This window comes from Candidatus Allofournierella merdipullorum (genome assembly GCF_048426865.1).
In the GTDB taxonomy this organism is placed as follows: Bacteria; Bacillota; Clostridia; order Oscillospirales; family Ruminococcaceae; genus Allofournierella_A; species Allofournierella_A merdipullorum.
The window spans coordinates 1-22697 of record NZ_DBFNWJ010000024.1; the positions used below are offsets into that span (position 1 = coordinate 1).

A 22697-nucleotide genomic window follows, 5' to 3' on the forward strand; every position below is an offset into this window, starting at 1 on the left:
GGGGCAAAACGCCGAACTTTTTTTGCCGGGGGTTGCAATCCCCGCCGGGCTGTGCAATACTTGTGTGGAGTACAATAAAGGCAGGTGGGTCGAATGGGCTGCGCCCGGCATCATGCATATCGTTTCGGCGGCAGGCGTTCGGCCTGCCGCTTTTCGCTTTATCATGGCACTGTCGTGCAGTAACATGGATGGGAGGGATCGCCCGTGAAGGGATTCATTCTGCCCGCGCGGGGAAAAAACATTCTGCTGGTGCTGCTGGGCAACGCGCTGTACGCCCTTGCGGTGGACATGTTCGTGCTGCCCTGCGGGCTCATCACTGGCGGCACAACGGGTCTGGCGCTGGCCACCCGCTACTGGCTGGACGTACCGGTGGCCGGGTTCGTGCTGGTGTCCAACATCATCATGTTCGTGGTGGGGGCGCTGGCCATGGGCCGGTGGTTCGCCTTCAACACGGCGCTGTCCACCTTCTGCTACCCCCTGTTTCTGGACCTGTTCGCCCGCATCCCGGGCATCGACAGCTTCACCCGCGACCCCATGCTGGGCACGGTGTTCGCCGGCGTGCTCATCGGCGTGGCCATCGGGCTGGTGATCGGCGCGGGGGCGTCCAGCGGCGGCATGGACATCCCGCCTATCGTGCTGAACAAGTACTTCGGCCTGCCGGTGGGCGCGGTGATGTACCTGCTGGATTTCCTCATCCTCATCGGCCAGATGGTCTTTGCCGACAAGGAGCAGATCCTCTATGGCATCCTGCTGGTGCTGCTCTACACCGTCATTCTGGAAAAGGTGTCGGTGATGGGCCACGCCAAGATCCAGGTGAAGATCCTCAGCGAAAAGAACGACGAGATCCGCCGCATCATCCTGCGGGTGCTGGACCGGGGCTGCACGGTGCTGCACGCCCAGACCGGCTACACCCAGACCGAGCGGGACATGCTGCTGACGGTGGTGACCAACCGGGAGCTGGCAAAGCTGAACCATCTGGTGCTGGAGACGGACCCTCAGGCTTTCATCGTCATCAGTTCGGTGAACGAGGTGCACGGCCGAGGCTTCACCCTTCAGAAAATCTACAAATAAGCGGCGCTGTGCCGGGCGAAAGAACACGTCCGGCACTCTTTGCGCCTTCAAGGCGGTGTTTTGTGTGAGAATGGAAAATGATCTGGGGCGTGACCCCATTCGCCAGCTGGTGCTGCGCATCGCCCTGCCCAGCATGCTGGCCCAGTTCGTGAGCGTGCTCTACAGCGTGGTGGACCGCATGTACATCGGCAACATCCCCGAGGTGGGCAATCTGGCTCTGGCGGGAGCGGGCGTGTGCGGCCCCATCGTGACCATGATCGGCTCGGTGGCCTTTCTGGTGGGCGTGGGCGGCTCGCCGCTGGTGAGCATCCGCATGGGCGCGGGCGACAACGAGGGCGCGCGCCGCATCCTGGCCAACTGCTTTGTGCTTCTGTGCGGTCTTGCGGCGGCGCTGATGGCGCTGGCCTATGCCACCCGGCGGCCGGTGCTGCTGCTCTTCGGCGCCAGCGAGTCCAGCCTGCCCTACGCCGAAAGCTACTACACGGTGTATCTGGCGGGCACCCTCTTCGCCCTGCTGGCCACCGGCATGAACCAGTTCATCATCTGCCAGGGCTTTGCCAAAAAGGGCATGCTCTCGGTGCTGCTGGGCGCGGTGCTGAACATCCTGCTGGACCCGGTGTTCATCTTTGTGCTGGACATGGGCGTGGCCGGCGCGGCACTGGCCACCGTGCTCAGCCAGCTGGCCAGCTGCATCTTTGTGCTGGTGTTCCTGTTCGGCCGCCAGCCGCCCATCCGCATCACTTTCGGCGGCTACAGCGCCCGCATCATGGGCCGGGTGATGGCCACCGGCTTCACCCCCTTCGTCATCATCGCCTTTGACAATGTGATGATCATTGCTCTCAACTCCCTGCTGCAAAAGTACGGCGGCGCGGCGCAGGGCGACCTGCTGGTGGCGGCGGCCACCATCGCCCAGAGCTTTATGCTGGTGGTCACTATGCCGCTGGGCGGCATCACCGGCGGCACCGGGGCCATCCTGGGCTACAACTACGGCGCGGGCCAGCCAAAGCGTATTCTGGAGGCGCAGAAGTTCATCCTTCAGCTCTCGTTGGGCTACACCACCCTGCTGTTCCTCATCGGCCAGTGCGTGCCCGGGCTTTTCGTGTCCATCTTCACCAGCGACCCGCAGGTGGCCGAACTGGCGGTGCGGGCCATCCGCATCAGCACCCTGGGCGTCATCATGCTGGGCATACAGTACACCATCATCGACGGCTTCACCGGCATGGGCATGATGCAGTATTCCCTGCCCCTTTCCTTCCTGCGCAAGACCATCTACTTTATTCCCCTGTTCATCCTGCCCGCCTGTTTCGGCGCCATGTCCACCTTTGTGGCCGAGCCCATCTCCGACTTTGTGGCCCCGGCCATCTCGATCATCGTCTACTGGCGGCGCATCCGCTATGTGGTGGGCCTCAAACAGCCCCAAAAAGCGCAGTAAGCGTTTCACAGCCCGGTCCGCGGACCGGGCTTTTTCTTTGTCCGCGAAAGCTTATTGTACAAATTTCGTGGAAATATGTCACAATTATTTCCTGCGTGTTGGGTCGGATTTTCGTGAAACACGCCATTTTTGACATTTCGTCCACGTGTTTTGCATTTTCAAGTTGTTATTTTGCCTTTGATTTCATATAATGATTGATAGCAGAATCATTGGAAGGGAGCGTGCGATATGCAAGTTTGCCGCACCGAAGAACTGTTCGATCTCTCCCACACCCTGGCCGCCCCGCTGTTCGAGGGCAAGGAGTGGCCCTGGCAGGTGCTGGACGAGCTGAAGGATTTTATTGTGAAGCTGGGCGAGAGCCTGCCCGCCGACGAATACGACCAGCCCCAGCCGGGGGTATGGGTGGCAAAGACCGCCAAGGTCGCGCCCACCGCATTTCTCGGCGCGCCCTGCGTCATCGGTCCCGAGTCGGAGGTGCGCCACTGCGCCTTCATCCGGGGCAGCGCGCTGGTGGGCGCGGGCGCCGTGGTGGGCAACAGCGTGGAGCTGAAAAACTGCATCCTCTTCGACGGGGCGCAGGTGCCCCACTTCAACTATGTGGGCGACTCCATCCTGGGCTGCAAGGCCCATCTGGGCGCCGGCGCGGTGACCAGCAACCTGAAGAGCGACAAGAGCCTTGTGGTCATCAAAAACGGCGGGGAGCAGCTGGCCACCGGCCGCAAGAAGCTGGGCGCGCTGGTGGGCGACGTGGCCGAAGTGGGCTGCAACAGTGTGCTGTGCCCCGGCTCGGTGCTGGGCCGCGGCTGCCAGGTGTATCCCACCAGCTGCGTGCGGGGCGTGGTTCCCGCCGGGCACATCTACAAAGGGCCGGGCAAGCTGGCCAAGCGGGTCTGACCCGCTGAACGCTGAAAGGAGACAATACACATGGGCAGATTATTCGGCACCGACGGCGTGCGCGGCATTGCCGGCGAGGACATGACCTGCGAGCTCGCCATGAACATCGGCCGCGCGGCGGCCACCGTGCTCACCTACGGGCGGCGGCGCCGCCCCCTGGTGGTGATGGGCAAGGACACCCGCATCTCCAGCGACATGCTGGGCGCGGCGCTGGCGGCGGGCCTGTGCAGCGTGGGGGCGGACGTGATCGACCTGGGCGTGGTGCCCACCCCCGCGGTGGCCTACCTGGTGATGAAGTACAAGGCGGACGCCGGCGTGATGATCAGCGCCAGCCACAACCCCTACCCCTTCAACGGCATCAAAATCTTCGGCGGCGAGGGCTTCAAGCTGCCGGACGACCTGGAGGACCAGATCGAGACCCTCATCGAGCAGAACCGCTTTACCCTGGCCACCGGCGACGGTCTGGGCCAGATCAGCCACTGCACCACCGCCGTGCGGGACTATGTGGAGCATCTGAAAAGCAGCATCCCCACCTCGCTGGAAGGCATGAAGATCGTGGTGGACTGCGCCAACGGCTCCGCCTCGGCCACCGCCGGCCAGCTGTTCAGCCAGCTGGGGGCGGACGCTCAGATCTTGTCCGCCGCGCCGGACGGGGTGAACATCAACGAGGGCTGCGGTTCCACCCATATGGAGGCCCTGTGCGAAGCGGTGCGCTCCACCCCCGGCGCGGTGGCGGGCGTGGCCTTTGACGGCGACGCCGACCGGTGCCTCTTCGTGGACGAACACGGCGACGTGGTGGACGGCGACTTCATCATGGCCATCTGCGGGCTGGATATGCAGGAGCGTGGCAAGCTGCGCCGGAACACCATCGTGGGCACCGTGCTCACCAATCTGGGCTTTGCCCGCTTCTGCGAGGCCAACGGCATGCACTTCGCCGCCACCAAGGTGGGCGACCGGTATGTGCTGGAGGAGATGGAGCAGGAGGGCTACACCCTGGGCGGCGAGCAGAGCGGCCACATCATCTTCCGGGATTACGCCACCACCGGCGACGGCCAGCTCACCGCCTTGCAGCTGCTGTGCCTGCTGAAGCGGTGCGGCAAGCCTCTCTCCCAGCTGGCGAAGGTGATGACCCGCTTGCCTCAGGTGATGGTGAACGTGAAGGTGAGCGCCGCCGGCAAGCTGGAGTTCTACAACAACGACGCCATCAAGACTGCCATCCGGGAGAAAAAAGAGCTTCTGGGCGACGCCGGCCGTGTGCTGGTGCGCGTGAGCGGCACCGAGCCGCTGATCCGCGTGATGGTGGAGGGCCAGGACGAGGCCCTCATCCAGTCCATCGCCGACGAGCTGGCCCAGCTGGTGCGCAGCGAGCTGGCCTGAATCTTTAAAAGAAAAAGGGCTCTGCCGCCCGTGTAAAACGCGCGGTGGCAGGGCCCTTTTGTTTTTGCAGTTTATTCCGGGCTGTTCTCAAACTCCAGCCGCTTTTGCAGATAGATCTTGCTGGCAAAGGCGCGGGTGGCGTGGACCACCAGCAGCTGCCCCTCGTCCGCTTCGGGAGCCACGGGCTTGCCCTGGGCCGCCTGCTGCAGCGCCGACTCCAGCTGGCCGCAGAAGTAATCGTAGGCCCGCTGCACCTCGCACACCTGGGCCTGGATGCGGATGAGCTGCGCCACCTCCTGGATGCTCAGCACCTGTTTGAGGGCGCAGATGACCAGAAGCTGGGCCACATGGGTGCGGCCGTACTTTTTATTGGTGGGCGGCTCCATCACCTTCTGCTTGACATAGTTGTTCACCATCGCCTTGGTGAGGGTCTTTTCCTCCCCCGGCGTGCACAGCGGGGCGAACACCTCGTTCAGATAGCCGGTGACCTGATCCATATACAGCGCGATGCCGGGCAGCTGCTCCCACCGGGGGCAGCGGAACTGCATCATCTGCGCCGCCTGCTCGCTGTTTTGAAAGCCCTGTTTCATGGTGCCCATCCCTCTCCTGTTTGTTTTTTATACGATGTTATAGATTATACCACATTTTATCAATTTTCGAAACACAGGCTTGACGAAACCGCCGGCTGTGATATGATAAGAAAGGTTTTGCTTTTTTGAGGGGAGAGTATACAATGCAATTCAAACATCTGTTGCGGCAGAAGTGGGAGTTGGGCCTGAAGCCCTATACCCGCACTTTTGTGATGTGGATGGTGTGCGCCGGCATTGCCGGCGTGGCCTGCGGCGCGGTGGGCGCCGTGTTCTTTCATCTGGTGAGCTGGGCCACCGGGATGCGCCAGGCACACCCTTGGCTTTTGTATCTTCTGCCGGTGGGCGGTCTTGTGATCGTGTTCGTCTACCGCATCTGCCGCATGGGCACCGAGCGGGGCACCAACGCGGTGCTGGAGAGCGCCCAGCAGGGCAAGCGGGCCCCGCTGCGGCTGACGCCGCTCATCATCATGGCCACCTTCATCACCCATCTGCTGGGCGGCAGCGCGGGCCGCGAGGGCGCGGCGCTGCAGATCGGCGGCAGCATGGGCGGCTGGTTTGGCGAAAAGATGCGGCTGGACCGCAACAGCCAGCGGGTAATGGTGCTGGCGGGCATGAGCGCGGTGTTCGCCGCCCTGTTCGGCACTCCGCTGACGGCGGCGGTATTCAGCATGGAGGTCATCTGCGTGGGCATCATTTACCATTCCGCGCTGCTGCCCTGCGCGCTGGCCAGCCTCATCTCCTACGGCACGGCGGTGCTGCTGGGCACCAAGCCGGAGCGCTTTGTGGTGCACGGCTCGGCCGCTTTGAGCTTTGACAACGCCTGGCGCGCCCTGCTGCTGGCGGTGGGCTGCGCGATCCTGGGCATCCTGTTCTGTGTGACGATGCACACCGCCAGCCACCTTTACCAGACCAAGCTGAAAAACCAGTATCTGCGCATTCTGGTGGGCAGCGCCCTCATCATTGTGTTCACGCTGGTGGTGGGCACCCGGGCCTACAACGGCGCGGGCATGGACGTGGTGGAGCACGCCATCACCGAGGGCGAACTGGTGCATCCGGCGGCCTTCATTCTGAAGCTGCTGCTCACCGCCATCACCCTGGGCTGCGGTTTTAGGGGCGGCGAGATCGTGCCCACCTTCTTTGTGGGTTCCACCTTCGGCTGCCTTGTGGGACCGCTGCTGGGGCTGGATCCCGGCCTTGCCGCAGCGCTGGCGCTGGTGGCCACCTTCTGCGCGGTGACCAACTGCCCCATCGCCAGCATCCTTCTGGGCGTGGAGCTGTTCGGCGCCGAACCGCTGCTGCTCTATCTGCTGGTGTGCGCGGTGAGCTACCTGCTCAGCGGCCACTACAGCCTCTATTCCAGCCAGATGACCCTTGGCCCCAAGCTCACCAATCCCCCGCCGGAAAAGCCGGTGGAGAGCTTCTGCCACTGAGCAGAACAAAAAAGAGCCTTCCGAACGGAAGGCTCTTTTTCGTTATTTACAAATCCAACTCTTTGCCGCAGTAGGGGCAGTATTTGCCGTGTACTCCGTGCAGATAGCGCCTACAGTGAGGACAACGGATAAAAACAGCCGAGAACGCGAGCAAAACAAAGGGCGTACCCAGGCTCAGATGCAACAATGTTTGCGTTTTAAAAAGCATCCACAGGAAAAGGAACAGCAGTGCCAGCGCCGCGCCTATCCGCCCGATGCGAAGAGCTGTTTTCAGTTTCATCGTGCGTTCCCTCTTCTCACTGCGCCGCGGGTTCCAGCGTTTGCAGGATATGGTCCTTCACCTGCTCCTTGGGGATGTCCAGCGCCAGGGAAAGCTCCTCGTAGAGCAGTTCCTCCGCCCGCTTCATGAACTGCTGGTCGGTCTTGCCCAGCTTTTTGCCCCGGGCCACGGCCTGCTTGCCCTTGAGATACACGCCCTTCATGATCTTCACCAGCGACTCGCACTGATACGTGTGCAAAAGGCCCCGGTAATGCTCGGTCAGGGCGCGCTGGTCGGTGCCCTCGCAGGCGTCCGGCTCGATCTGGGGCATCCGGCGCACCAGTTCCCTCGCCTCTTCGCCGCTGATGACCGGCCGCATGAACACCCGGGTCTCCACCGGGGTGTACACCGTGCCGCTGCCGAACAAGGGCGTGAGGGTGTAGTACATCGCCTGGCCGCCGCCCGGCTGGGGCTTCATGGAAACGCCCTCCACCCGGCAGATGCCGGAATTTCCGTACACGATCAGACTTCCTGCTTCAAACATCGCTTTTCCTCCATCTTCCGCAAAACGCCGCTGTCTCTCAAAGCCGTTCTTCTTTCGCTTTCCCGGGCCCGCCGGGGTCTCACCGTGGATACTATGATACTATTATAGCACGTTTTTTCTGCGCGCGTAAGCCCGTCATAGCGCGGTTTTGCGCCCTTTTGACGTAAAAAAGAGGCCTTTGCCCGCCAGACAAAGGCCTCTTTTTCGGTTTGGTTCAGGTGGGCTGCTCGCCGGGGTGGTTTTTCCGCCAGGCGAGGAAGCTGTCCAGAATAACGGCGGCGCTCACCGCGTCCAGCTTGCCCTTGCGCTTTTTGCCGAAGGTGCCGGCCTCGGAAAGCTGTGCCGCGGCGGTGACGGTGGTGCGGCGCTCGTCCCAGAAGGTGATGGGCACCTGCACGCCCAACTCCACCAGGGCGGCCAGCTTGCGGGTCTTTTCCGCCCGGGCGCCCTCGGTGCCGTCCATGTTTTTGGGCAGGCCGATGACGATCATCCCCACGTCGTATTCCCGGCTGGCGTAGATGATCTTCTCCGCCACCTTGGCCATGCTCTTTTCCTCGATCTGGCCGATAGGGCTGGCCAGAAATTCCGTGCGGTCGCAAACGGCCAGGCCCGTGCGGGCGTCGCCGTAGTCCACTGCCATGATCTTCATACGCGTTCGTTCCTCTCTTTTTCGCGGCGGGGGCCGCTCGGGTCTATTGTAACGTAACCTCGGGCCGTTTGCAAGGCCGGCTCACTGCCCGGCGAGATAGGCTTGCAGCGCCGGCAGGGCCGCCTGCCCGTCCGCAAGGCCCAGGTCGTAGACCTGCTGGAGCTTGTCCGGGTCGGTCTCGATGCGGCTGATGGGCGTTTTGACCGAGGGCCGGATCACAAAGGCCCGGCCTTCGGCCTGCCAGCGTTCCAGCTCCTCCAGCGCCCGGTTGTAGTCGGTGTGGCGGGCGGCCAGCCGCCGGGCAACGGCGGGGTATTTGCGGCCCAGCAGCCGCAGCATCGCCCCGTTCATGGGCGTTTTGCGGTAGCCCGCCTCCCGGGTGAGCACCATGATGAGCCTGTCGCAGCCCCGGGCGGCCATCCACTCAAAGGGGATGCTGTCGGCGATGCCGCCGTCCAGATACCGCCGCCCCTCCCATTCCACCGGACGGGAGACGAAGGGCATGGAGCCGGAGGCCCGCAGCACATCCATCTGCTCAAAGACGCTTTTCACCTGCATGTACTCCGCTTCGCCGGTGTCCGCGTCGGTGACCACGGCGTAAAAGGGCACGCCGCTCTTTTGGAAAGCTTCGTCGTCGAAGGGGTCCAGCTTGCGGGGCACAAGGTCATAGGCGTAGGAGGTACTGAACAGGTTGCCCTCCTTCAGCAAAGGCCGCAGACCCATGTAGTTCTTGTCGCCGTTGTAGCGCTTATTGTAGCGCACCGCCCGGCCCGTCTGGCCGGAGAGGTAGTTCACCCCGAACAGCGCACCGGCGGAAACACCCACCACCTCGTCGGCTTTCACGCCGGCGGCGAGGAAGGTATCCAGCACACCGGCGGTGAACATGCCCCGCATGGCTCCGCCTTCCAGCACAAGGCCGATCTTCATGGGGCTTTCCTCCTCTCGTGCAGAAAAAGGGCGTCCCAGCTGCGCAGGACGCCCTTTCGTTTGTTCTTAGTAGAGCTTCGCGCCCGCGGGGATGTGGGGGTCCACCATCAGCAGGTGCAGGCCCTCGTGGCCGTCCTCCTGATGGACGGCGCTGATGAGCATGCCGCAGGAGTCGATGCCCATCATCTTGCGGGGAGGCAGGTTGACGATGGCGATGGCCGTCTTGCCCACCAGCTCCTCCGGCTCGTAGTAGTCGTGGATGCCGCTGAGGATGACCCGGTCGGTGCCGGTGCCGTCGTCCAGAACGAACTTCAGCAGCTTCTTGCTCTTGGGCACCGCGGTGCACTCCTTGATCTTCACCGCCCGGAAATCGGACTTGGAGAAGGTGTCGAAGTCCACAAACTCGGTGAACAGCGGCTCGATCTCCACCTTGGAGAAGTCGATGGGGCCGCTCTCCGCCGCAGGCACGGCGTTGTTCACCGCGGCGGCAGGGGCCGCGGCTGCCGCCGCGGGCTTCTGGGCCGGCTGAGGCTTGTCGATGGGCTTCATGGTGGGGAACAGGATGACGTCCCGGATGGAGGTGCTGCCGGTGAGCAGCATGACGCACCGGTCGATGCCCATGCCCATGCCGCCCGTGGGAGGCATGCCGTACTCCATGGCGGTGAGGAAATCCTCGTCCATCATCTCGGTCTCCTCGTCGCCCCGCTCCCGCTGCTCCACCTGCTTCTCAAAGCGCTGACGCTGGTCGATGGGGTCGTTCAGCTCGGAGTAGGCGTTGGCCAGCTCGCTGTGGCAGATGAACAGCTCGAAACGCTCGGTGAGGCGGGGGTCCTCCGGGCTGCGCTTGGTCAGCGGAGAGACCTCCACGGGGTACATGGTGATGAAGGTGGGCTGCACCAGCTTCTCCTCCACCTTCTGGTCGAAGCAGGCGTACAGGGCGTTGCCCCAGGTCTTTTCGGCGGCGTCCGCCAGCTCCACGCCAATGGCCTTGGCGGCAGCCACGGCTTCGGCGTCGTCGGTGATGGCGGCGAAGTCCACGCAGGCGTACTCACGCACCGCGTCCACCATGGTCAGGCGGCGCCAGCCGGGGGTCAGGTCGATCTGCTCGCCCTGCCACTCCACCTGGTAGGTGCCCAGGATCTCCTTGGCCGCGCCGGAGAGGATGCCCTCGGCGATGTCCATCATGGTGTGGAAGTCGGCGTAGGCCTGGTACAGCTCCACGGTGGTGAACTCGGGGTTGTGCTTGGGGTCCATGCCCTCGTTGCGGAAGATGCGCCCGATCTCATACACCCGGTCGATGCCGCCGATGATGAGCCGCTTCAGGGGCAGCTCGGTGGCGATACGCATATACATGTCGATGTCCAGGGTGTTGTGGTGGGTGATGAAAGGCCGGGCCGCCGCGCCGCCGGCGATGGTGTTCAGCACGGGGGTCTCCACTTCCATGTAGTCCCGCTCGTCCAGGTAGCGGCGCATATAGCGGATGAAGCGGCTGCGCACCTCAAAGGCGCGGCGCACTTCGGGGTTGACGATCAGGTCCACATACCGCTGACGGTAGCGGGTCTCCTGGTCCTTGAGGCCGTGGAACTTCTCGGGCAGGGGCAGCAGGCTCTTGGACAGCAGCACGACCTCGGTCACGTGCACGCTGATCTCGCCCATCTTGGTGCGGAACACAAAGCCCCGCACGCCCACGATGTCGCCGATGTCGAACTTCTTGAACTCCTGGTACACGTCCACGCCCACGTCGTCCCGCTTGACGTACATCTGGATGTTGCCGGTGGTGTCCCGCAGGTCGGCAAAGCTGGCTTTGCCCATCACCCGCTTGCTCATCATCCGGCCCGCCATGCACACCTGGCGGTGGTCTTCGGGGGCAGCATCCTCAGGCAGGTCCTGGAAGTTCTCCTTCACTTCGGCGGCAAAATCCGCCTGGGGCCACTTGGTGATGTGGAAGGGATCCTTGCCCGCCTGCTGCAGGTCGGCCAGCTTCTGGCGGCGAACTGCCACCAGTTCGCTGTACTCCTGCTGGGTCATCTCCTCGGCGGGGGCCGGGGTCTGGTTCATCTGTGCCATTCTTTTCTCTCCTTTGCGGTACAAAAAGGCCGCGGCGCGGCCATATCTACAGTAAGGCTTATTATAACACAAAAACAGGTGCCGTGGCACCTGTTTTTGCAGAATTTCCTTGTGATTTGCGGCCAAAATGGCGCTTACAGCGCCGAACGGGTGATCTCCACCACTTTGAAGGCCACGGTGGCGCCGTTGGGCAGGGAGATCTCGGCGGTCTCGCCCACCTTTTTGCCCAGCAGGCCGGCGCCCACGGGGCTCTCGTCGCTGATCTTGCCGTTCAGGGGATCGGCCTCGGTGGAGCCGGTGATGTCGTACTCCTCGACCTCGCCGTCCTCGTCCTCGATCTTCACATGGGTGCCCACAGACACATGGTCCAGAGAAAGATCGTCGTTGTCGATGACGCGGGCGTGCTTGAGCATAGCCTCCAGCTGGGCGATGCGGCTCTCGATGAAGCCCTGCTCGTTCTTCGCCTCGTCGTATTCGCTGTTCTCCGACAGGTCGCCGAAGCCGCGGGCCACCTTGATCTTCTCGGCGACATCCTTGCGGCGGACGGTCTTGAGCTCCTCCAGCTCCTTTTCCAACGCCTCCAGACCGGCGCGGGTCATGACAAGTTCCTTCATGCTCATTGCTTTGAATGCTCCCTAACGATAATGTTTTCGCACTCCCTGTGCGTGTTTTTGACTTTTGTTCTGCGCGCGGCGCGCGCTGATGGGCAATCGGGTCAAAACGGCGACCCATATGTTTTCCCAATTTTGGTAGTATAGCCGATTTAACTGCTACTGTCAATATTACGATGTTATTTTCAGCTATTTCGCCAAAAACCGACTTTCTTTTTTGTGCCGCAAAAAACGACCCACCGCCAGCCGTCCGGCCACCGGTGGGTCGTTTGCGCTTGCTTTGTTCATTGTATGCAGCCGGGCAGGAGTTTATGCCCCGCTCCGGGCTGCAAGAAAATTACTCTTCGTCCTCGGCGCCTCCATTGCCCAGCTTCTTGGCTTCCTCGATGACCTTGCCTTCCAGGTTGGAGGGCAGCGGCTCGTAGCGCACGAAGTCCAGGGTGAAGTGGCCCCGGCCCTGGGTGAGCTGGCGCATGAAGGTGGTGAAGTCCTGCATTTCGGCCAGAGGCACCTCCGCCTCCACCACCTGCAGGCCGTCCTCGTCGGGGCTCATGCCCAGAACGCGGCCGCGGCGCTTGGTCACGTCGCCCATGATGTCGCCGGTGTTGTCGCCGGGAACATGGGCGCGCAGGGTGCCGAAGGGCTCCAGAATGACCGGGCCGGCCTCGGGCAGAGCGGCCTTGTAGGCCAGCTTGGCGGCCATGATGAAGGCCATTTCGCTGGAGTCCACAGGGTGATAGCTGCCGTCCAGCAGGGTGGCCTTCAGGCCCACCACGGGGTAGCCCGCCAGCACGCCGTGCTTGGCGGCCTGGCGCAGGCCCTTTTCCACTGCGGGGAAGTAGTTCTTGGGCACGCTGCCGCCGAACACCTTCTCCTCGAACACCAGCTCTTCGCTGTCGCAGGGCTCGAACTCGATCCACACGTCACCGAACTGGCCGTGGCCGCCGGTCTGCTTCTTGTGGCGGCCCTGGGCCTTGCACTTTTTGCGCACCGACTCACGGTAGGCCACACGGGGGGCGGTGAGCTCCACATCCACGCCGAATTTGGCCTTCAGTTTGGCCACCACGGCGTCCAGATGCTGCTCGCCCAGGCCGGAGATGATCTGCTGGCCGGTCTCGGCGTCCACGCGGTAGGTCAGGGTGCGGTCCTCTTCCATCAGGCGGGCCAGCGCCGCGCCGATCTTGCCCTCGTCGCCCTTCTTGGTCACGCGGATGGCCATGGACAGGGTGGCGTTGGGGAAGGTGGCGGCGGGCAGGGCGGCCACACGGGCGGGGTCGCACAGGGTGTCGCCGGTCTGGGCGGCGGAGAGCTTGGTCACCGCGCCGATGTCGCCGGCGGCGATGGTATCAATGTCGGTCTGCTTTTTGCCGCGCATGTTCAGCAGCTTGCCGAAGCGCTCGGCCTCGCCGGTGCGGGCGTTCACCAGGCTGGAAGCGGCGGTGAGGGTGCCGCTGAACACCTTGACGTAGCTCAGCTTGCCCACGAAGGGGTCGGCCACGGTGCGGAACACATAGGCCGCCACGGGGGCCGCGGGGTCGCACTCCAGCTTCACTTCGTCGCCGCCGGCGGTGAGAGCCACGGGGGCGGGCACCTCGGCGGGGCTGGGCAGCAGGACTTTGAGGTTATACAGCAGCATATCCAGCGCCTGCAGGTTCACGGCGCTGCCGCAGAACACGGGGGTGATCATGCCGCTCTTGCAGCCCTTGGCCAGGCCTTCCACGATCTCCTCGGTGGTGAAGGGCTCGCCGGAGAAGAACTTCTCCATCAGGGCGTCGTCGGTCTCGGCCACGGCCTCGCTCATGGCTTCCACCAGGCCGTCCAGCCGGTGGCCCATCTCGGGCAGGGGCACCTGGATCTGCTTGCCGCCCTCGTACTTGAAGGCCTTCTGGCTGAACAGGTTCACATAGAGCACCGTGCCGTCCTCCTGACGGGTGGGCACCACGCAGGGGCACACCGAGGGGCCGAACTTGGTCTTGAGCTCTTCCAGAATTTTATAGAAATTGGCGTTTTCCAGGTCGGTCTTGCTGACAAAGACCATGCGGCTGCGGCCCAGCTTCTCGGCCAGGCGGTAGGCCTTCTCCGCGCCAACGGTCACACCCGAACGTGCCGAAACGGTGATGAGCACGCTGCCGGCGGCCTGGATGCCCTCGTACTGGCCCAGCTCAAAGTCGAACAGGCCCGGGGTGTCCAGGAAATTCAGCTTCACGTCCTCGTACTCCACAGGCACCACTGCCAGGTTCAGAGACGCGCGGCGCTTTGCCTCTTCGGGGTCAAAGTCGCTCACGGTGTTGCCGTCTTCCACGCGGCCCATGCGCTCCAGCGCGCCGGTGGTGTACAGCAGCGCCTCCACCAGAGTGGTCTTGCCGCAGCCGGCGTGGCCGGCGACCAGGATGTTTCGGATGTTTGTGTTGGCGTAGTTCTTCATTCTAATTAACCCTCTCTTCTACCGCGTGTTTTGCAAAAAGTGTGCGGCGGTAGCAACCTAAACAAAATTTTAGCACAGTTTGCATAATTTTTAAAGGATTATTCACGTTAAATGCGGGGGATGCGCCGCACAAAATCCAGGGAAAGCTTTGTGGAATTTGCCTATTGACGGATGATGGATTTGCTCCAAAACACACAAAATCCCCGCCGGGAAAGGCCCGGCGGGGCAGGAAAAATCAATATTTTTTCAAAAGAGGCATGGCCAGAGTGAGCACTGCCCAGGCGGCCTGATAAAGCACCAGAGCCGGCAGGCCCAGCGCGCCGATGCCGCCGGTGAAGGCCAGCAGCAGCGCCAGCACACAGCTGATGCCCACGCCCGCGGCATGCACGAGGCTGGCCACCTTTTCGCCCCAGGCAGCGCCCGCGGCGGCCCGCAGGCCGCCCACGAAGGAGGCGAAGCTGCCCATGTGGGTCATGCAGCCCTCGCTGGCGGCGACGTAAGCGGTGTGGGGCGCCAGCAGGCGGCGCTCGGCGCCGGAGAGCACCTTCACGCTGCCCGCGGGCAGGCCGTAGAGCACCGCCAGGCCTTCGCCGGTGAGGTTGAAGTCGTCGCTCTGCACCAGCAGGGACACGCCCTGTTTGCGCAGGTCGGCCAGAGTGTCCGCCACCTGGGGGTTGGCCTTGTAGCTCACCAGGAACATGGCGAACAGCCGCCCGCTCACCGCCAGATACACCGGCAGGCGCTTGCCCTTGGTGTAGCGGTTCTCATAGTCCAGGCTGGGGATCTCCAGGCCCTGCTGCTGCATGAAGGCCCGGTTGCCCACGATGACTCGGTTGTTGTTCACCCAGGCGGTGAAGCCGTAGCCGGGCAGGTTCTCCAGGTTCTCCACCTTGAAGAGCATCTCGGTCTTGCCCTGGATGATGGTCATGAACACGTCCCGCATGGTGTCGCAGCCCTCGATGAGCACCGAGGCCGCATAGAGGATGGCCAGGTCGATGCGCTGCTTGTCGAAGGTCTTGATGCCGTGCAGCCGCACGCTGGCGCCGGGCACCAGATCCCGGGCGCCCACCACCACCATGTTGGCGCGGCCCAGCTGCTCGTTGGCGGATGCGCCGGGAATGACCGCGCCCACCTGGGCGGCGCTCTTCTGGGCCAGCAGGCTGGGCAGGGCGCTCAGCAGGGTGGCGGCCAGCGGCCCGCCCAGACACAGCGTGCCCGCCAGGGCGTTGACCGCTGCCACGCCGCCGTGGGCGGCGAACAGGCTGACCAGCGCGCTCACCAGCGCCGCGCCCAGCAAAAGCCAGGTCAGCTTCTGGGCCAGACCGTCGCTGGCACGCTCGGAGAAGCTCTGACGCAAAAAGCCCTTGACCAGAGAGGTGGGCCGGTTCAAAAGCAGGCAGGGTTCCGGTTCGCCCATGCCCTGGGCCAGCCGGGCGGTGAGCTCGCTGTCCTGCAGGGCCAGGGTGGCCGTATGCTCGCTGCCGGCGCTGGCCATGCGGAAGTTGCGCACCACCACGCCCTGCATTACGAAGCGCCCGAAGGCGTCCAAGCAGAGCAGCAGCGCCGCCGGGGCGGCGAAGAGGGTGAGCTTGTCCGCTTCGAACTTATCCGCGCCCACCAGCTGCACCAGCAGCTGGATCAGCGCGCCCACCGCCGCAGCAGCGGGGATGGAATCGGCACTGGGACGCGCCCAGATGCCGGGAATGCCGTTTGCGAACACGCGCCAGTTGACGGCGCACACCGCCAGCAGCAGGATCAGCTGTACCGCCAGATAGGCGGCGGGGGCGGTTGCCGGGTCGATGGGCCCGATGGGCGGCAGGGGGCTGGAGCCCACCGCCAGACCCAGGTAGAGCAGCACCACAGCGAAGATGCCCGAGAGCACCGTGCGCAGCGCCAGCAGACGGCGCGTGCCGTCCAGATCCGCCTGCACCGCGTCGGCGTCGGCGGGGTCCTCGTAATCGTCGATGGTTTCCGGTCCTTCCGGCTCGTCGAACACCGTGTCGGCGGGCGCTTCGCCCCCGAACAGCTTCGGGAAGAAACCGCGTTTGGGGGCTTCTTCCTCCTGGGGCGCCTCTTCCTCGGGCGCGTCGGCGGACTCCTCCTCAAAGCGGATGCTGCCCGCGGCCTCTTCCAGGTCATCCAGGGGACGGGTGGCCTCGTCGTCCAGCCCTTCCAGCTCGATGACGCCGGTGTCGCCGGGGGCGGGCGCCTGCAGGTCGCCCAGCGGCCGGGTGGGCTCGCTGCTCATGGGCAGGGCCACCGGCTCTTCCTCCGGCTGGGGCGCGCGGGCGGTGTTGGGGATCATCAGGGTGGGCTCGTCCACCCGGACCTCCCCGGTGCCCTCCAGCTCCTCGTCCTCCTCAAAGCCGGCGTCGTCGTCTTTATGGCGCAGGAAGCGGGCGAAAAAGCCCGGGTGCTGTTCCGGCTCCTCGTCGGGAATGACCGCCACGCTCTCGCTGAAGAACTTCTGGAACTCCGCGTCGAACTGCATCGTCTCGCTGATGGTGCCGGTGAACTGCTGCATCGCGTCCGGCGAGGGCGCTGCGGGCGCGGTCACCGTCTGCTGCACCTGGAGAATGACCTCATCGGTGGGTTCCTCCGCGGCGGGTTTGGGCGCGGCGGGTTTCTCCGCCGGCCGCTGCACCGCCCGCCGGGCGGGTTTGGCCTCCGCGGCGCTCTGCCGGGGAGCCTCCTGCTTTTGCGCGGGCGCCGCTTCCTGGCGGGGCGGCTGCTCCGTGCGCGCGGGACGGGCCTGGGGAGCCTGCTGCGCCGCGGGCCGGGCCGGTTCTTTCTGCCGGGGCGCCGGGCGCGGTTCCTGCACAGCCGGAGCCGCCTGCGCCGCCGGGGCTGGCGCTTTTTGGGCCGTGGCGGCCTTTTCTTCTCTGGGCGGCAGGGCCACCCGGTCGCTCAGGCCCAGGTCAGCCAGGATCTCATCCACCGCCCGGTCGCTGGCCGGGGCTGCCGCCTGCTGCTGTTTGAGCGTTTCCAGGATCTCGTCCACCGAGCTGGAAAATTTATTGTCTGGCACTGATCGATCCCTCCATGCCTTGTGGGGCGTATGTGTTCAGCGGCGCTGCCGGGCGATCTCGTAGAGGATGATGCCCGCCGCCACCGAGACGTTGAAACTGTCCACACCGGTGCCGCGCCCGGCCATGGCAAGGCTCACCGCGCCGTCGCACAGCTTGCGCACCAGCGGGCTGACGCCCTTGCCCTCGCTGCCCATCACCAGCGCCACCGCGCCGGTGAGGTCCGCTTTTTCCAGCGGCTGGCCGTACATGTCGGCGCAGTAGACGAACACGCCCTGCTCCTTTAAGCGGCGGATGCTCTCGCCGATGTTGGCCACCCGGGCCACCGGCAGGCGGGCCGCCGCGCCGGCGCTGCTTTTCAGCACGGTGGGCGTGACCGCCGCGCCGCCCCGCTTCGGGATCACCACGCCGTGGGCGCCGCACAGCAGAGCCGAGCGGATGATCGCGCCCAGATTGTGGGGATCCTCCACCCCGTCGGCCAGCACCAGGAAGGGAGGCTCGCCCTTGTCCCGGGCGATAGCCAGCAGATCGTCCAGCCCCACATAGGAGATGGAGGACGCATAGGCCGCCACGCCCTGGTGGCTGTCGGTGCCGCAGCTCAGGCGCAGTTTGTTGGGATGGACCCGCTTGACCACCGCGCCCGCCTGTTTGGCCAGGGCGACGTAATAGGAGGCCACTGCCTCGGGCAGGCCCTCGCTGAGAAGGACTGTATCCACCCCGGCGCCGTTTTTCAGCAATTCGGTGACGGGGTTCTTGCCGTAGACCAGGCTCTGTTCGGGCCCGTTCGTTTCGTGTTTTTCGGGGTTCGTGCGCATGATGACTCCTTTTCAACCGCGGCGCAAAGGGCCGCCTTTCTCTGCCGGTTCCATATACACAGAAAAGTATACCACCCCGCCGCAGGTTTTGCCAGTGTTTGACACAAAGTTTCGGCCTGTTTCGCCCCTCCCCTTTCGCGGCGGACACACCCCGGCGGGATTTTGGGCATTCTTGCAAAAATTTATGCAGAATCTTTGGCGGTAGAAACACCGCAAACGCTTTGTAAAGACCGTTATACACTTCGTAATCCGGTTTTTAACTTTCCACATGTTGAAAACCTTGTGGAAAATGTTAAAAAACGGCCTGTCCGGGGCACTTTTTCCACAGTGGTTTGGGTTTTCAACCCGGTTTTCCACAGCGTTGTTGAAAGTTTTTCCGTAAACAAGGGGTTATAAACGGCCTGTCAATATTGGAATTTCGACGGTTTTTACAGGGATTTTGCCCCTTTTTTCTCTTAAATTTCCTTTACCGCCGGGGGTTGACTTCGCCCCGTTTGGCCGTTATCGTACAAGACAGGAACTGTTTTGAAAGGAGACGGCCATGCTGCTGTTTGAAACGACCCGGGGGATGGATCTGGACGCCACGCTGGGCTGCGGCCAGACCTTTTTGTGGCGGCCGCTGGAAAGCGGAGGCTGGTCCGGCGTGGCCGCCGGGCGGGCGGTGACGGCCCGCATGGAGGGCGCGGCCCTCATTCTGGACGGCGCAAAGGAAGAGGACCGGGCCTTCTGGGAAAATTACTTTGCGCTGGACATGGACTATCCCGCCCTGCTGGAACGCTTTTGCGCCGGCAGTAAGCGCCTTGCGGCGTGTGTGGAGCACAGCCCGGGCATCCGGGTGCTGCGCCAGCCCTTTTTTGAGACGCTGTGCTGCTTCATCATCAGCCAGAACAACAACATCCCCCGCATTGCGGCCATCACCGGGCGGCTGTGCGAGGGGCTGGGCCGGGAACTGCCCGGCGGGCGCTTTTCCTTTCCCGCCCCGGAGGCGCTGGCCGCACGGGAGCCGGAGGATCTTGCCTTTCTGCGGGCGGGCTGGCGAGCGGAGTATCTCATCGACGCGGCCCGCAAGGTGGCCTCGGGGCAGGTGAGCGAGGCGGAGCTGGCGGCTCTGCCCGACGCCGAGGCCCGGGCGCTTTTGATGACCGTGAAGGGCGTGGGCCCCAAGGTGGCGGACTGCGTGCTGCTCTACAGTCTTTCCCGCTGGAGCGTGGTGCCCATGGACGTGTGGATGAAGCGGGCGATGGCGCGGCTGTTCCCCCGGGGCGCGCCGGTTTGCTGCCGGCCGTATCAGGGCATTGCCCAGCAGTTCATCTTTGACTATGCACGGGCCAGCCTTCCCCGCGGAAAAGCAGACAAAAAAACCGCAAAACCGCGCCGCGGCGATTGATTTTGGCCGTCTGATGGGGTATACTGTTTTAGGATTGCATCCAGTCAAACGATCGGAGGTCATAAATATGTTAGTTTCCGCTACTGAAATGCTGAAAAAGGCCCGTGACGGCCACTATGCCGTGGGTCAGTTCAACATCAACAACCTGGAGTGGACCAAGGCCGTTCTGCTCACCGCGCAGGAGATGAACAGCCCGGTGATCCTGGGCGTGTCTGAGGGCGCAGGCAAATACATGACCGGTTACAAGACCGTGGCCGCTATGGTGAAGGCCATGGTGGAGACCCTGAACATCACCGTGCCCGTGGCTCTGCACCTGGACCACGGCAGCTACGAAGGCGCCAAGGCCTGCCTGGAGGCCGGTTTCTCCAGCATCATGTTCGACGGCAGCCACTACCCCATCGACGAGAACGTGGCCAAGACCACCGAGCTGGTGAAGCTGGCTCATGCGATGGGCGTTTCCGTGGAGGCCGAGGTGGGCTCCATCGGCGGTGAAGAGGATGGCGTCGTGGGCGCCGGCGAAGTGGCCGACCCCGCCGAGTGCAAGCGCATCGCTGACCTGGGCATCGACTTCCTGGCTGCCGGCATCGGCAACATCCACGGCAAGTATCCCGCCAACTGGAAGGGCCTGGACTTCGACGCTCTGGAGAAGATCCACAACGCTACCAACGGCATTCCCCTGGTTCTGCACGGCGGCACCGGCATCCCCGCTGACATGATCAAGAAGGCCATCAGCCTGGGTGTTTCCAAGATCAACGTGAACACCGAGTGCCAGCTGAGCTTCGCCGCCGCCACCCGCGAGTACATCGAGGCGGGCAAGGATCAGCAGGGCAAGGGCTTCGACCCCCGCAAGCTGCTGGCCCCCGGCTTCGAGGCCATCAAGGCTACCGTTAAGGTGAAGATGGAGCTGTTCGGCAGCGTGAACAAGGCGTAAGCCTCCTTTTCCATTGAACCGAAAAGACCGCCCCCACCGGGGGCGGTCTTTTTTGCGGTCACTTATCCGGGAAGTAGTCGTGCAGATCCAGCAGCGTGCCGTCCTGGCGGACCTCCACGTGGCACTGTACGCCGGTGGTGTTGCCGGTGGAGCCCACCGTGCCGATTTTCTGGCCCTGCTCCACCACGTCTCCTTCGGCCACGTCGATGCTCTCCAGATGAGCGTAAAGGGTGAAAAAGCCGTTCCCGTGGTCGATCTCCACCACGTTGCCGTAGCTGTAATGGAACTGAGCCATGGTCACGGTGCCCGACGCCATGGCCAGCACTTCGCTGCCTTTGGGGGCCATCAGATCCGCCCCCTTATGGTAGTCGCTCTTCCAGCGGCTGACGCCGGTGTAGTCCGGCACCGGCCAGATAAACCCTTCTGTTTGCGCCGCGTCATCTGCCTGCGCAGTGCTTTGGGAGGCGGGCGGCACACTGTCCGCTTCAGAGGCACTTTGGGCTACGGGCGTCTGAGAGGCCGAGTCCGGCGCGTCCTGCTCTTGCGGGGACGACGTGCCGGCCAGCGGCTGGGGCGAGGCGCTGCTCACCGGGGCGGACACCGGCGTGTCGGAGGCGGAAAGGCCCGCCGACGCGCAGGCGGTGAGGCAGAGAGCGGCGGCCAGCGCCACGGCCACCCCGGCGGTGAGACGGCGGCCGGGGGCCGCTGGGTGCAGCAGGGCGATGAGCCGAGCCTTCATCTCTTTTTGGGCGCCGCCCAGGCCCGCCGCGCCGGCAGGCAGGGGACGGCTTTGGGCCGCATCCAGCAGAAGGAGGCCGTAGGCGCGGCGGTCGGCTTCGTCCAGGCCGTCAGCTGCTTTTGCGTCACAGGCGTATTCACAGGCCCGGCTCCAGCGGGCCGCGTGGAACGCGCACAGCGGGTCGAACCAGTGCAGCCGGCAGCACCAGCGCTTTGGTCCACAAATCGCCCCGGCTCAGATGGGCGGCCTCATGGCGCAACGCCAGTTCCAGCCGGGCCAGAGGCATTTCTTCCGGCAGATAGAGCACCGGGCGCACAAGGCCGGTCATCACCGGGCCGGCAAGGCCGGGGCAGACCCGCAGCCGGGGCGCACGGGCCACGCCCGCCTGGGCGCACACTTCCTGCCACAGCGCTTCCCGCTCCCCTTCCACCGGCGCGGAGAGGCGCGCAAGGCCGCGGACAAAGCGCAGGTAACGCACCCACTGCCACAGGGTGCAGCCCACCACCCCTGCGGCCCAGATCCAGGGCAGCGCCGCCAGCACCAGAGACGCCGGGGCCGCCACAGGAGCCGCGGCGGCTGCCGCGGCAGGCAACGCCGCCGGGGTGGCGCTTTGGGCGGTGCGGGCCGCCGTGTTCAGCGCCTGGCCCACCGGGGCCAGCGGGGCGGCCACCGGGGCGGGCTTTGCGGCGAAGAGCAGCGACAGCACCGCGCCCACCGGCACCAGAAAGAAGGGGAAGGCCGCCGCCAGCGCCCTCGCCCGGGCCGCGGGCCGCAGCTTGTTCAGCAGGGGTGAGAAGGCCAGACAGGCCAGCACAGCCAGCGCCCCCGCCGCCGAGAGTGGCAGCACCCAGCGGTAGAACAGTTCACTCACGTCCCTTCACCTCCTCGTCCAGCCAGGCCCGCAGCTCCGCCAGTTCCCCGTCGGAGAGGCCCTTTCCGTCGTACAGCGCCGCCACCATGCTCTTGACGCTGCCGCTGTAATACCGGCCCAGCAGCTCCCGGGCCGCGTCGGCGCGGTAGTCGGCGGCGCTTACCAGCGGGCGGTAGAGGTTCTGTTTGCCCTGCTTTTCCACCGCCAGCGCCCCCTTATTCACCATGCGGGCAAGGAAGGTGAGCAGCGTGGAGGGCTTCCAGCCCTTTTCCTCCAGCCGTTCGGTGAGCTGCGCCGCCGTGACCGGCGCACCCAGCTCCCAGACCTTTTCCATGATCTCCAGTTCCGCGTCGGAGAGTTTCATTTTCCTTCGCCTCCATATTCTACAGCTTGTCGACGATTTAATACTACACGATGTAGAAGATAAATGCAACCCCCGCACACCGATTTTCACAGTTTTTTCAAAGGGGAGAGGGGCTGGGCAACCTCCGGGGGGAACAGAAACAAGCAACAATAAATAACCCCCGGCCAAGCCGGGGGTTTTTCACATGCGGGCATAGCCCTAGAATACTAGCATGCGCGTCACGTCGCGCAAGTACGGTCTGCCAGCCGCGAAAGTTCTGTTACTTGCCGCCCGTAAACGGGCGCTTTA

General features: G+C 64.1%; 21 protein-coding genes and 1 pseudogene. 8 read left to right on the forward strand and 14 right to left on the reverse strand.

Annotation, left to right across the window (positions count from 1 at the left end; all coding sequences use genetic code 11):
- The 5 genes from ACMNAY_RS03955 to glmM all read left to right on the forward strand — a co-directional run.
- A partial coding sequence (locus ACMNAY_RS03955) for a hypothetical protein (RefSeq protein ID WP_418718469.1) occupies positions 1–208 on the forward strand: 208 nt, incomplete at its 5' end.
- Positions 205–1071 (forward strand): YitT family protein, encoded by an 867-nt coding sequence (locus ACMNAY_RS03960; RefSeq protein ID WP_418718470.1) that lies wholly within the window; start codon positions 205–207, stop codon positions 1069–1071. The genes ACMNAY_RS03955 and ACMNAY_RS03960, both read left to right, overlap by 4 nt.
- 70 nt (positions 1072–1141) lie before the next feature.
- A complete protein-coding gene (locus ACMNAY_RS03965) occupies positions 1142–2503 on the forward strand; it encodes an MATE family efflux transporter (protein WP_418718484.1) in 1362 nt (453 codons plus the stop codon).
- Positions 2504–2731: 228 nt separating this feature from the next.
- Positions 2732–3397 carry a UDP-N-acetylglucosamine pyrophosphorylase gene (locus ACMNAY_RS03970; protein ID WP_418718471.1) on the forward strand — a complete coding sequence of 222 codons (666 nt, stop codon included), beginning with the start codon at positions 2732–2734 and terminating at the stop codon, positions 3395–3397.
- 30 nt (positions 3398–3427) lie between these two features.
- Complete coding sequence (gene glmM / locus ACMNAY_RS03975; protein ID WP_394976004.1) at positions 3428–4774, forward strand: phosphoglucosamine mutase; 1347 nt, start codon at positions 3428–3430, stop codon at positions 4772–4774.
- Between the two features lie 71 nt (positions 4775–4845).
- On the opposite strand, the gene ACMNAY_RS03980 is transcribed toward glmM, so the two are convergent.
- Positions 4846–5373, reverse strand: a complete 528-nt coding sequence (locus tag ACMNAY_RS03980) for a DUF1836 domain-containing protein (RefSeq protein ID WP_394976005.1) — start codon at positions 5371–5373, stop codon at positions 4846–4848.
- Positions 5374–5507: 134 nt separating this feature from the next.
- Between ACMNAY_RS03980 and ACMNAY_RS03985 the strand changes: the two genes are divergently transcribed.
- Complete coding sequence (locus tag ACMNAY_RS03985; protein WP_418718472.1) at positions 5508–6794, forward strand: chloride channel protein; 1287 nt, start codon at positions 5508–5510, stop codon at positions 6792–6794.
- A gap of 46 nt (positions 6795–6840) precedes the next feature.
- Here ACMNAY_RS03985 and ACMNAY_RS03990 read toward each other — a convergent pair whose 3' ends face one another.
- The 9 genes from ACMNAY_RS03990 to rlmB form a co-directional block, all read right to left on the reverse strand.
- A complete protein-coding gene (locus ACMNAY_RS03990; protein ID WP_418718473.1) occupies positions 6841–7074 on the reverse strand; it encodes a hypothetical protein in 234 nt (77 codons plus the stop codon).
- A gap of 16 nt (positions 7075–7090) precedes the next feature.
- Complete coding sequence (locus tag ACMNAY_RS03995; RefSeq protein WP_418718474.1) at positions 7091–7597, reverse strand: CarD family transcriptional regulator; 507 nt, start codon at positions 7595–7597, stop codon at positions 7091–7093.
- Between the two features lie 214 nt (positions 7598–7811).
- Entirely contained in the window at positions 7812–8246 is a 435-nt protein-coding gene (gene ruvX / locus ACMNAY_RS04000; RefSeq protein WP_394968612.1) for a Holliday junction resolvase RuvX, read from the reverse strand.
- Positions 8247–8327: 81 nt separating this feature from the next.
- The gene (locus ACMNAY_RS04005) at positions 8328–9173 is read right to left on the reverse strand and encodes a patatin-like phospholipase family protein (protein ID WP_418718475.1); all 846 of its coding nucleotides are present in this window, start codon (positions 9171–9173) and stop codon (positions 8328–8330) included.
- Between the two features lie 66 nt (positions 9174–9239).
- Positions 9240–11240, reverse strand: coding sequence for a lysine--tRNA ligase (lysS, locus tag ACMNAY_RS04010; protein ID WP_418718476.1), 2001 nt, complete (start codon positions 11238–11240; stop codon positions 9240–9242).
- A 134-nt stretch (positions 11241–11374) separates the two neighbouring features.
- Positions 11375–11860, reverse strand: a complete 486-nt coding sequence (greA, locus tag ACMNAY_RS04015; RefSeq protein ID WP_394968615.1) for a transcription elongation factor GreA — start codon at positions 11858–11860, stop codon at positions 11375–11377.
- Between the two features lie 328 nt (positions 11861–12188).
- Complete coding sequence (gene fusA, locus ACMNAY_RS04020; protein ID WP_418718477.1) at positions 12189–14276, reverse strand: elongation factor G; 2088 nt, start codon at positions 14274–14276, stop codon at positions 12189–12191.
- A gap of 235 nt (positions 14277–14511) precedes the next feature.
- Positions 14512–17304, reverse strand: a complete 2793-nt coding sequence (locus tag ACMNAY_RS04025) for a hypothetical protein (protein WP_418718478.1) — start codon at positions 17302–17304, stop codon at positions 14512–14514.
- Positions 17305–17340: 36 nt separating this feature from the next.
- On the reverse strand, positions 17341–18117 hold the full coding sequence (gene rlmB / locus ACMNAY_RS04030; protein ID WP_418718479.1) for a 23S rRNA (guanosine(2251)-2'-O)-methyltransferase RlmB: 777 nt from the start codon (positions 18115–18117) through the stop codon (positions 17341–17343).
- Between the two features lie 541 nt (positions 18118–18658).
- On the opposite strand from rlmB, the gene ACMNAY_RS04035 reads away from it, so the two are divergent.
- Both ACMNAY_RS04035 and fba read left to right on the forward strand, forming a co-directional pair.
- Entirely contained in the window at positions 18659–19504 is an 846-nt protein-coding gene (locus ACMNAY_RS04035; RefSeq protein ID WP_418718480.1) for a DNA-3-methyladenine glycosylase family protein, read from the forward strand.
- A 67-nt stretch (positions 19505–19571) separates the two neighbouring features.
- Complete coding sequence (gene fba, locus ACMNAY_RS04040) at positions 19572–20435, forward strand: class II fructose-1,6-bisphosphate aldolase (protein ID WP_418718481.1); 864 nt, start codon at positions 19572–19574, stop codon at positions 20433–20435.
- Positions 20436–20493: 58 nt separating this feature from the next.
- Here fba and ACMNAY_RS04045 read toward each other — a convergent pair whose 3' ends face one another.
- From ACMNAY_RS04045 to ACMNAY_RS04060, 4 genes and pseudogenes are all read right to left on the reverse strand, one after another.
- Positions 20494–21174, reverse strand: coding sequence for a M23 family metallopeptidase (locus tag ACMNAY_RS04045; RefSeq protein WP_418718482.1), 681 nt, complete (start codon positions 21172–21174; stop codon positions 20494–20496).
- A 36-nt stretch (positions 21175–21210) separates the two neighbouring features.
- Positions 21211–21399: pseudogene (locus ACMNAY_RS04050) on the reverse strand (M56 family metallopeptidase); the annotation flags it as partial.
- The gene (locus ACMNAY_RS04055) at positions 21311–22045 is read right to left on the reverse strand and encodes a M56 family metallopeptidase (RefSeq protein ID WP_418718483.1); all 735 of its coding nucleotides are present in this window, start codon (positions 22043–22045) and stop codon (positions 21311–21313) included. The pseudogene ACMNAY_RS04050 and the gene ACMNAY_RS04055, both read right to left, overlap by 89 nt.
- Entirely contained in the window at positions 22038–22409 is a 372-nt protein-coding gene (locus ACMNAY_RS04060) for a BlaI/MecI/CopY family transcriptional regulator (RefSeq protein WP_394968622.1), read from the reverse strand. The genes ACMNAY_RS04055 and ACMNAY_RS04060 overlap by 8 nt, the downstream gene beginning before the upstream one ends.
- Between the last annotated feature and the right edge of the window lie 288 nt (positions 22410–22697).

Bases quoted from the DNA above. Each gene is read 5' to 3' on its own strand.
- ACMNAY_RS03965 (WP_418718484.1), top strand. From the start codon at position 1,142: ATGGAAAATGATCTGGGGCGTGACCCCATTCGCCAGCTGGTGCTGCGC.
- ACMNAY_RS03970 (WP_418718471.1), top strand. From the start codon at position 2,732: ATGCAAGTTTGCCGCACCGAAGAACTGTTCGATCTCTCCCACACCCTG.
- glmM (WP_394976004.1), top strand. From the start codon at position 3,428: ATGGGCAGATTATTCGGCACCGACGGCGTGCGCGGCATTGCCGGCGAG.
- ACMNAY_RS03980 (WP_394976005.1), bottom strand. From the start codon at position 5,373: ATGGGCACCATGAAACAGGGCTTTCAAAACAGCGAGCAGGCGGCGCAG.
- ACMNAY_RS03985 (WP_418718472.1), top strand. From the start codon at position 5,508: ATGCAATTCAAACATCTGTTGCGGCAGAAGTGGGAGTTGGGCCTGAAG.
- ACMNAY_RS03990 (WP_418718473.1), bottom strand. From the start codon at position 7,074: ATGAAACTGAAAACAGCTCTTCGCATCGGGCGGATAGGCGCGGCGCTG.
- ACMNAY_RS03995 (WP_418718474.1), bottom strand. From the start codon at position 7,597: ATGTTTGAAGCAGGAAGTCTGATCGTGTACGGAAATTCCGGCATCTGC.
- ruvX (WP_394968612.1), bottom strand. From the start codon at position 8,246: ATGAAGATCATGGCAGTGGACTACGGCGACGCCCGCACGGGCCTGGCC.
- ACMNAY_RS04005 (WP_418718475.1), bottom strand. From the start codon at position 9,173: ATGAAGATCGGCCTTGTGCTGGAAGGCGGAGCCATGCGGGGCATGTTC.
- lysS (WP_418718476.1), bottom strand. From the start codon at position 11,240: ATGGCACAGATGAACCAGACCCCGGCCCCCGCCGAGGAGATGACCCAG.
- greA (WP_394968615.1), bottom strand. From the start codon at position 11,860: ATGAGCATGAAGGAACTTGTCATGACCCGCGCCGGTCTGGAGGCGTTG.
- fusA (WP_418718477.1), bottom strand. From the start codon at position 14,276: ATGAAGAACTACGCCAACACAAACATCCGAAACATCCTGGTCGCCGGC.
- rlmB (WP_418718479.1), bottom strand. From the start codon at position 18,117: ATGCGCACGAACCCCGAAAAACACGAAACGAACGGGCCCGAACAGAGC.
- ACMNAY_RS04035 (WP_418718480.1), top strand. From the start codon at position 18,659: ATGCTGCTGTTTGAAACGACCCGGGGGATGGATCTGGACGCCACGCTG.
- fba (WP_418718481.1), top strand. From the start codon at position 19,572: ATGTTAGTTTCCGCTACTGAAATGCTGAAAAAGGCCCGTGACGGCCAC.
- ACMNAY_RS04045 (WP_418718482.1), bottom strand. From the start codon at position 21,174: ATGAAGGCTCGGCTCATCGCCCTGCTGCACCCAGCGGCCCCCGGCCGC.
- ACMNAY_RS04060 (WP_394968622.1), bottom strand. From the start codon at position 22,409: ATGAAACTCTCCGACGCGGAACTGGAGATCATGGAAAAGGTCTGGGAG.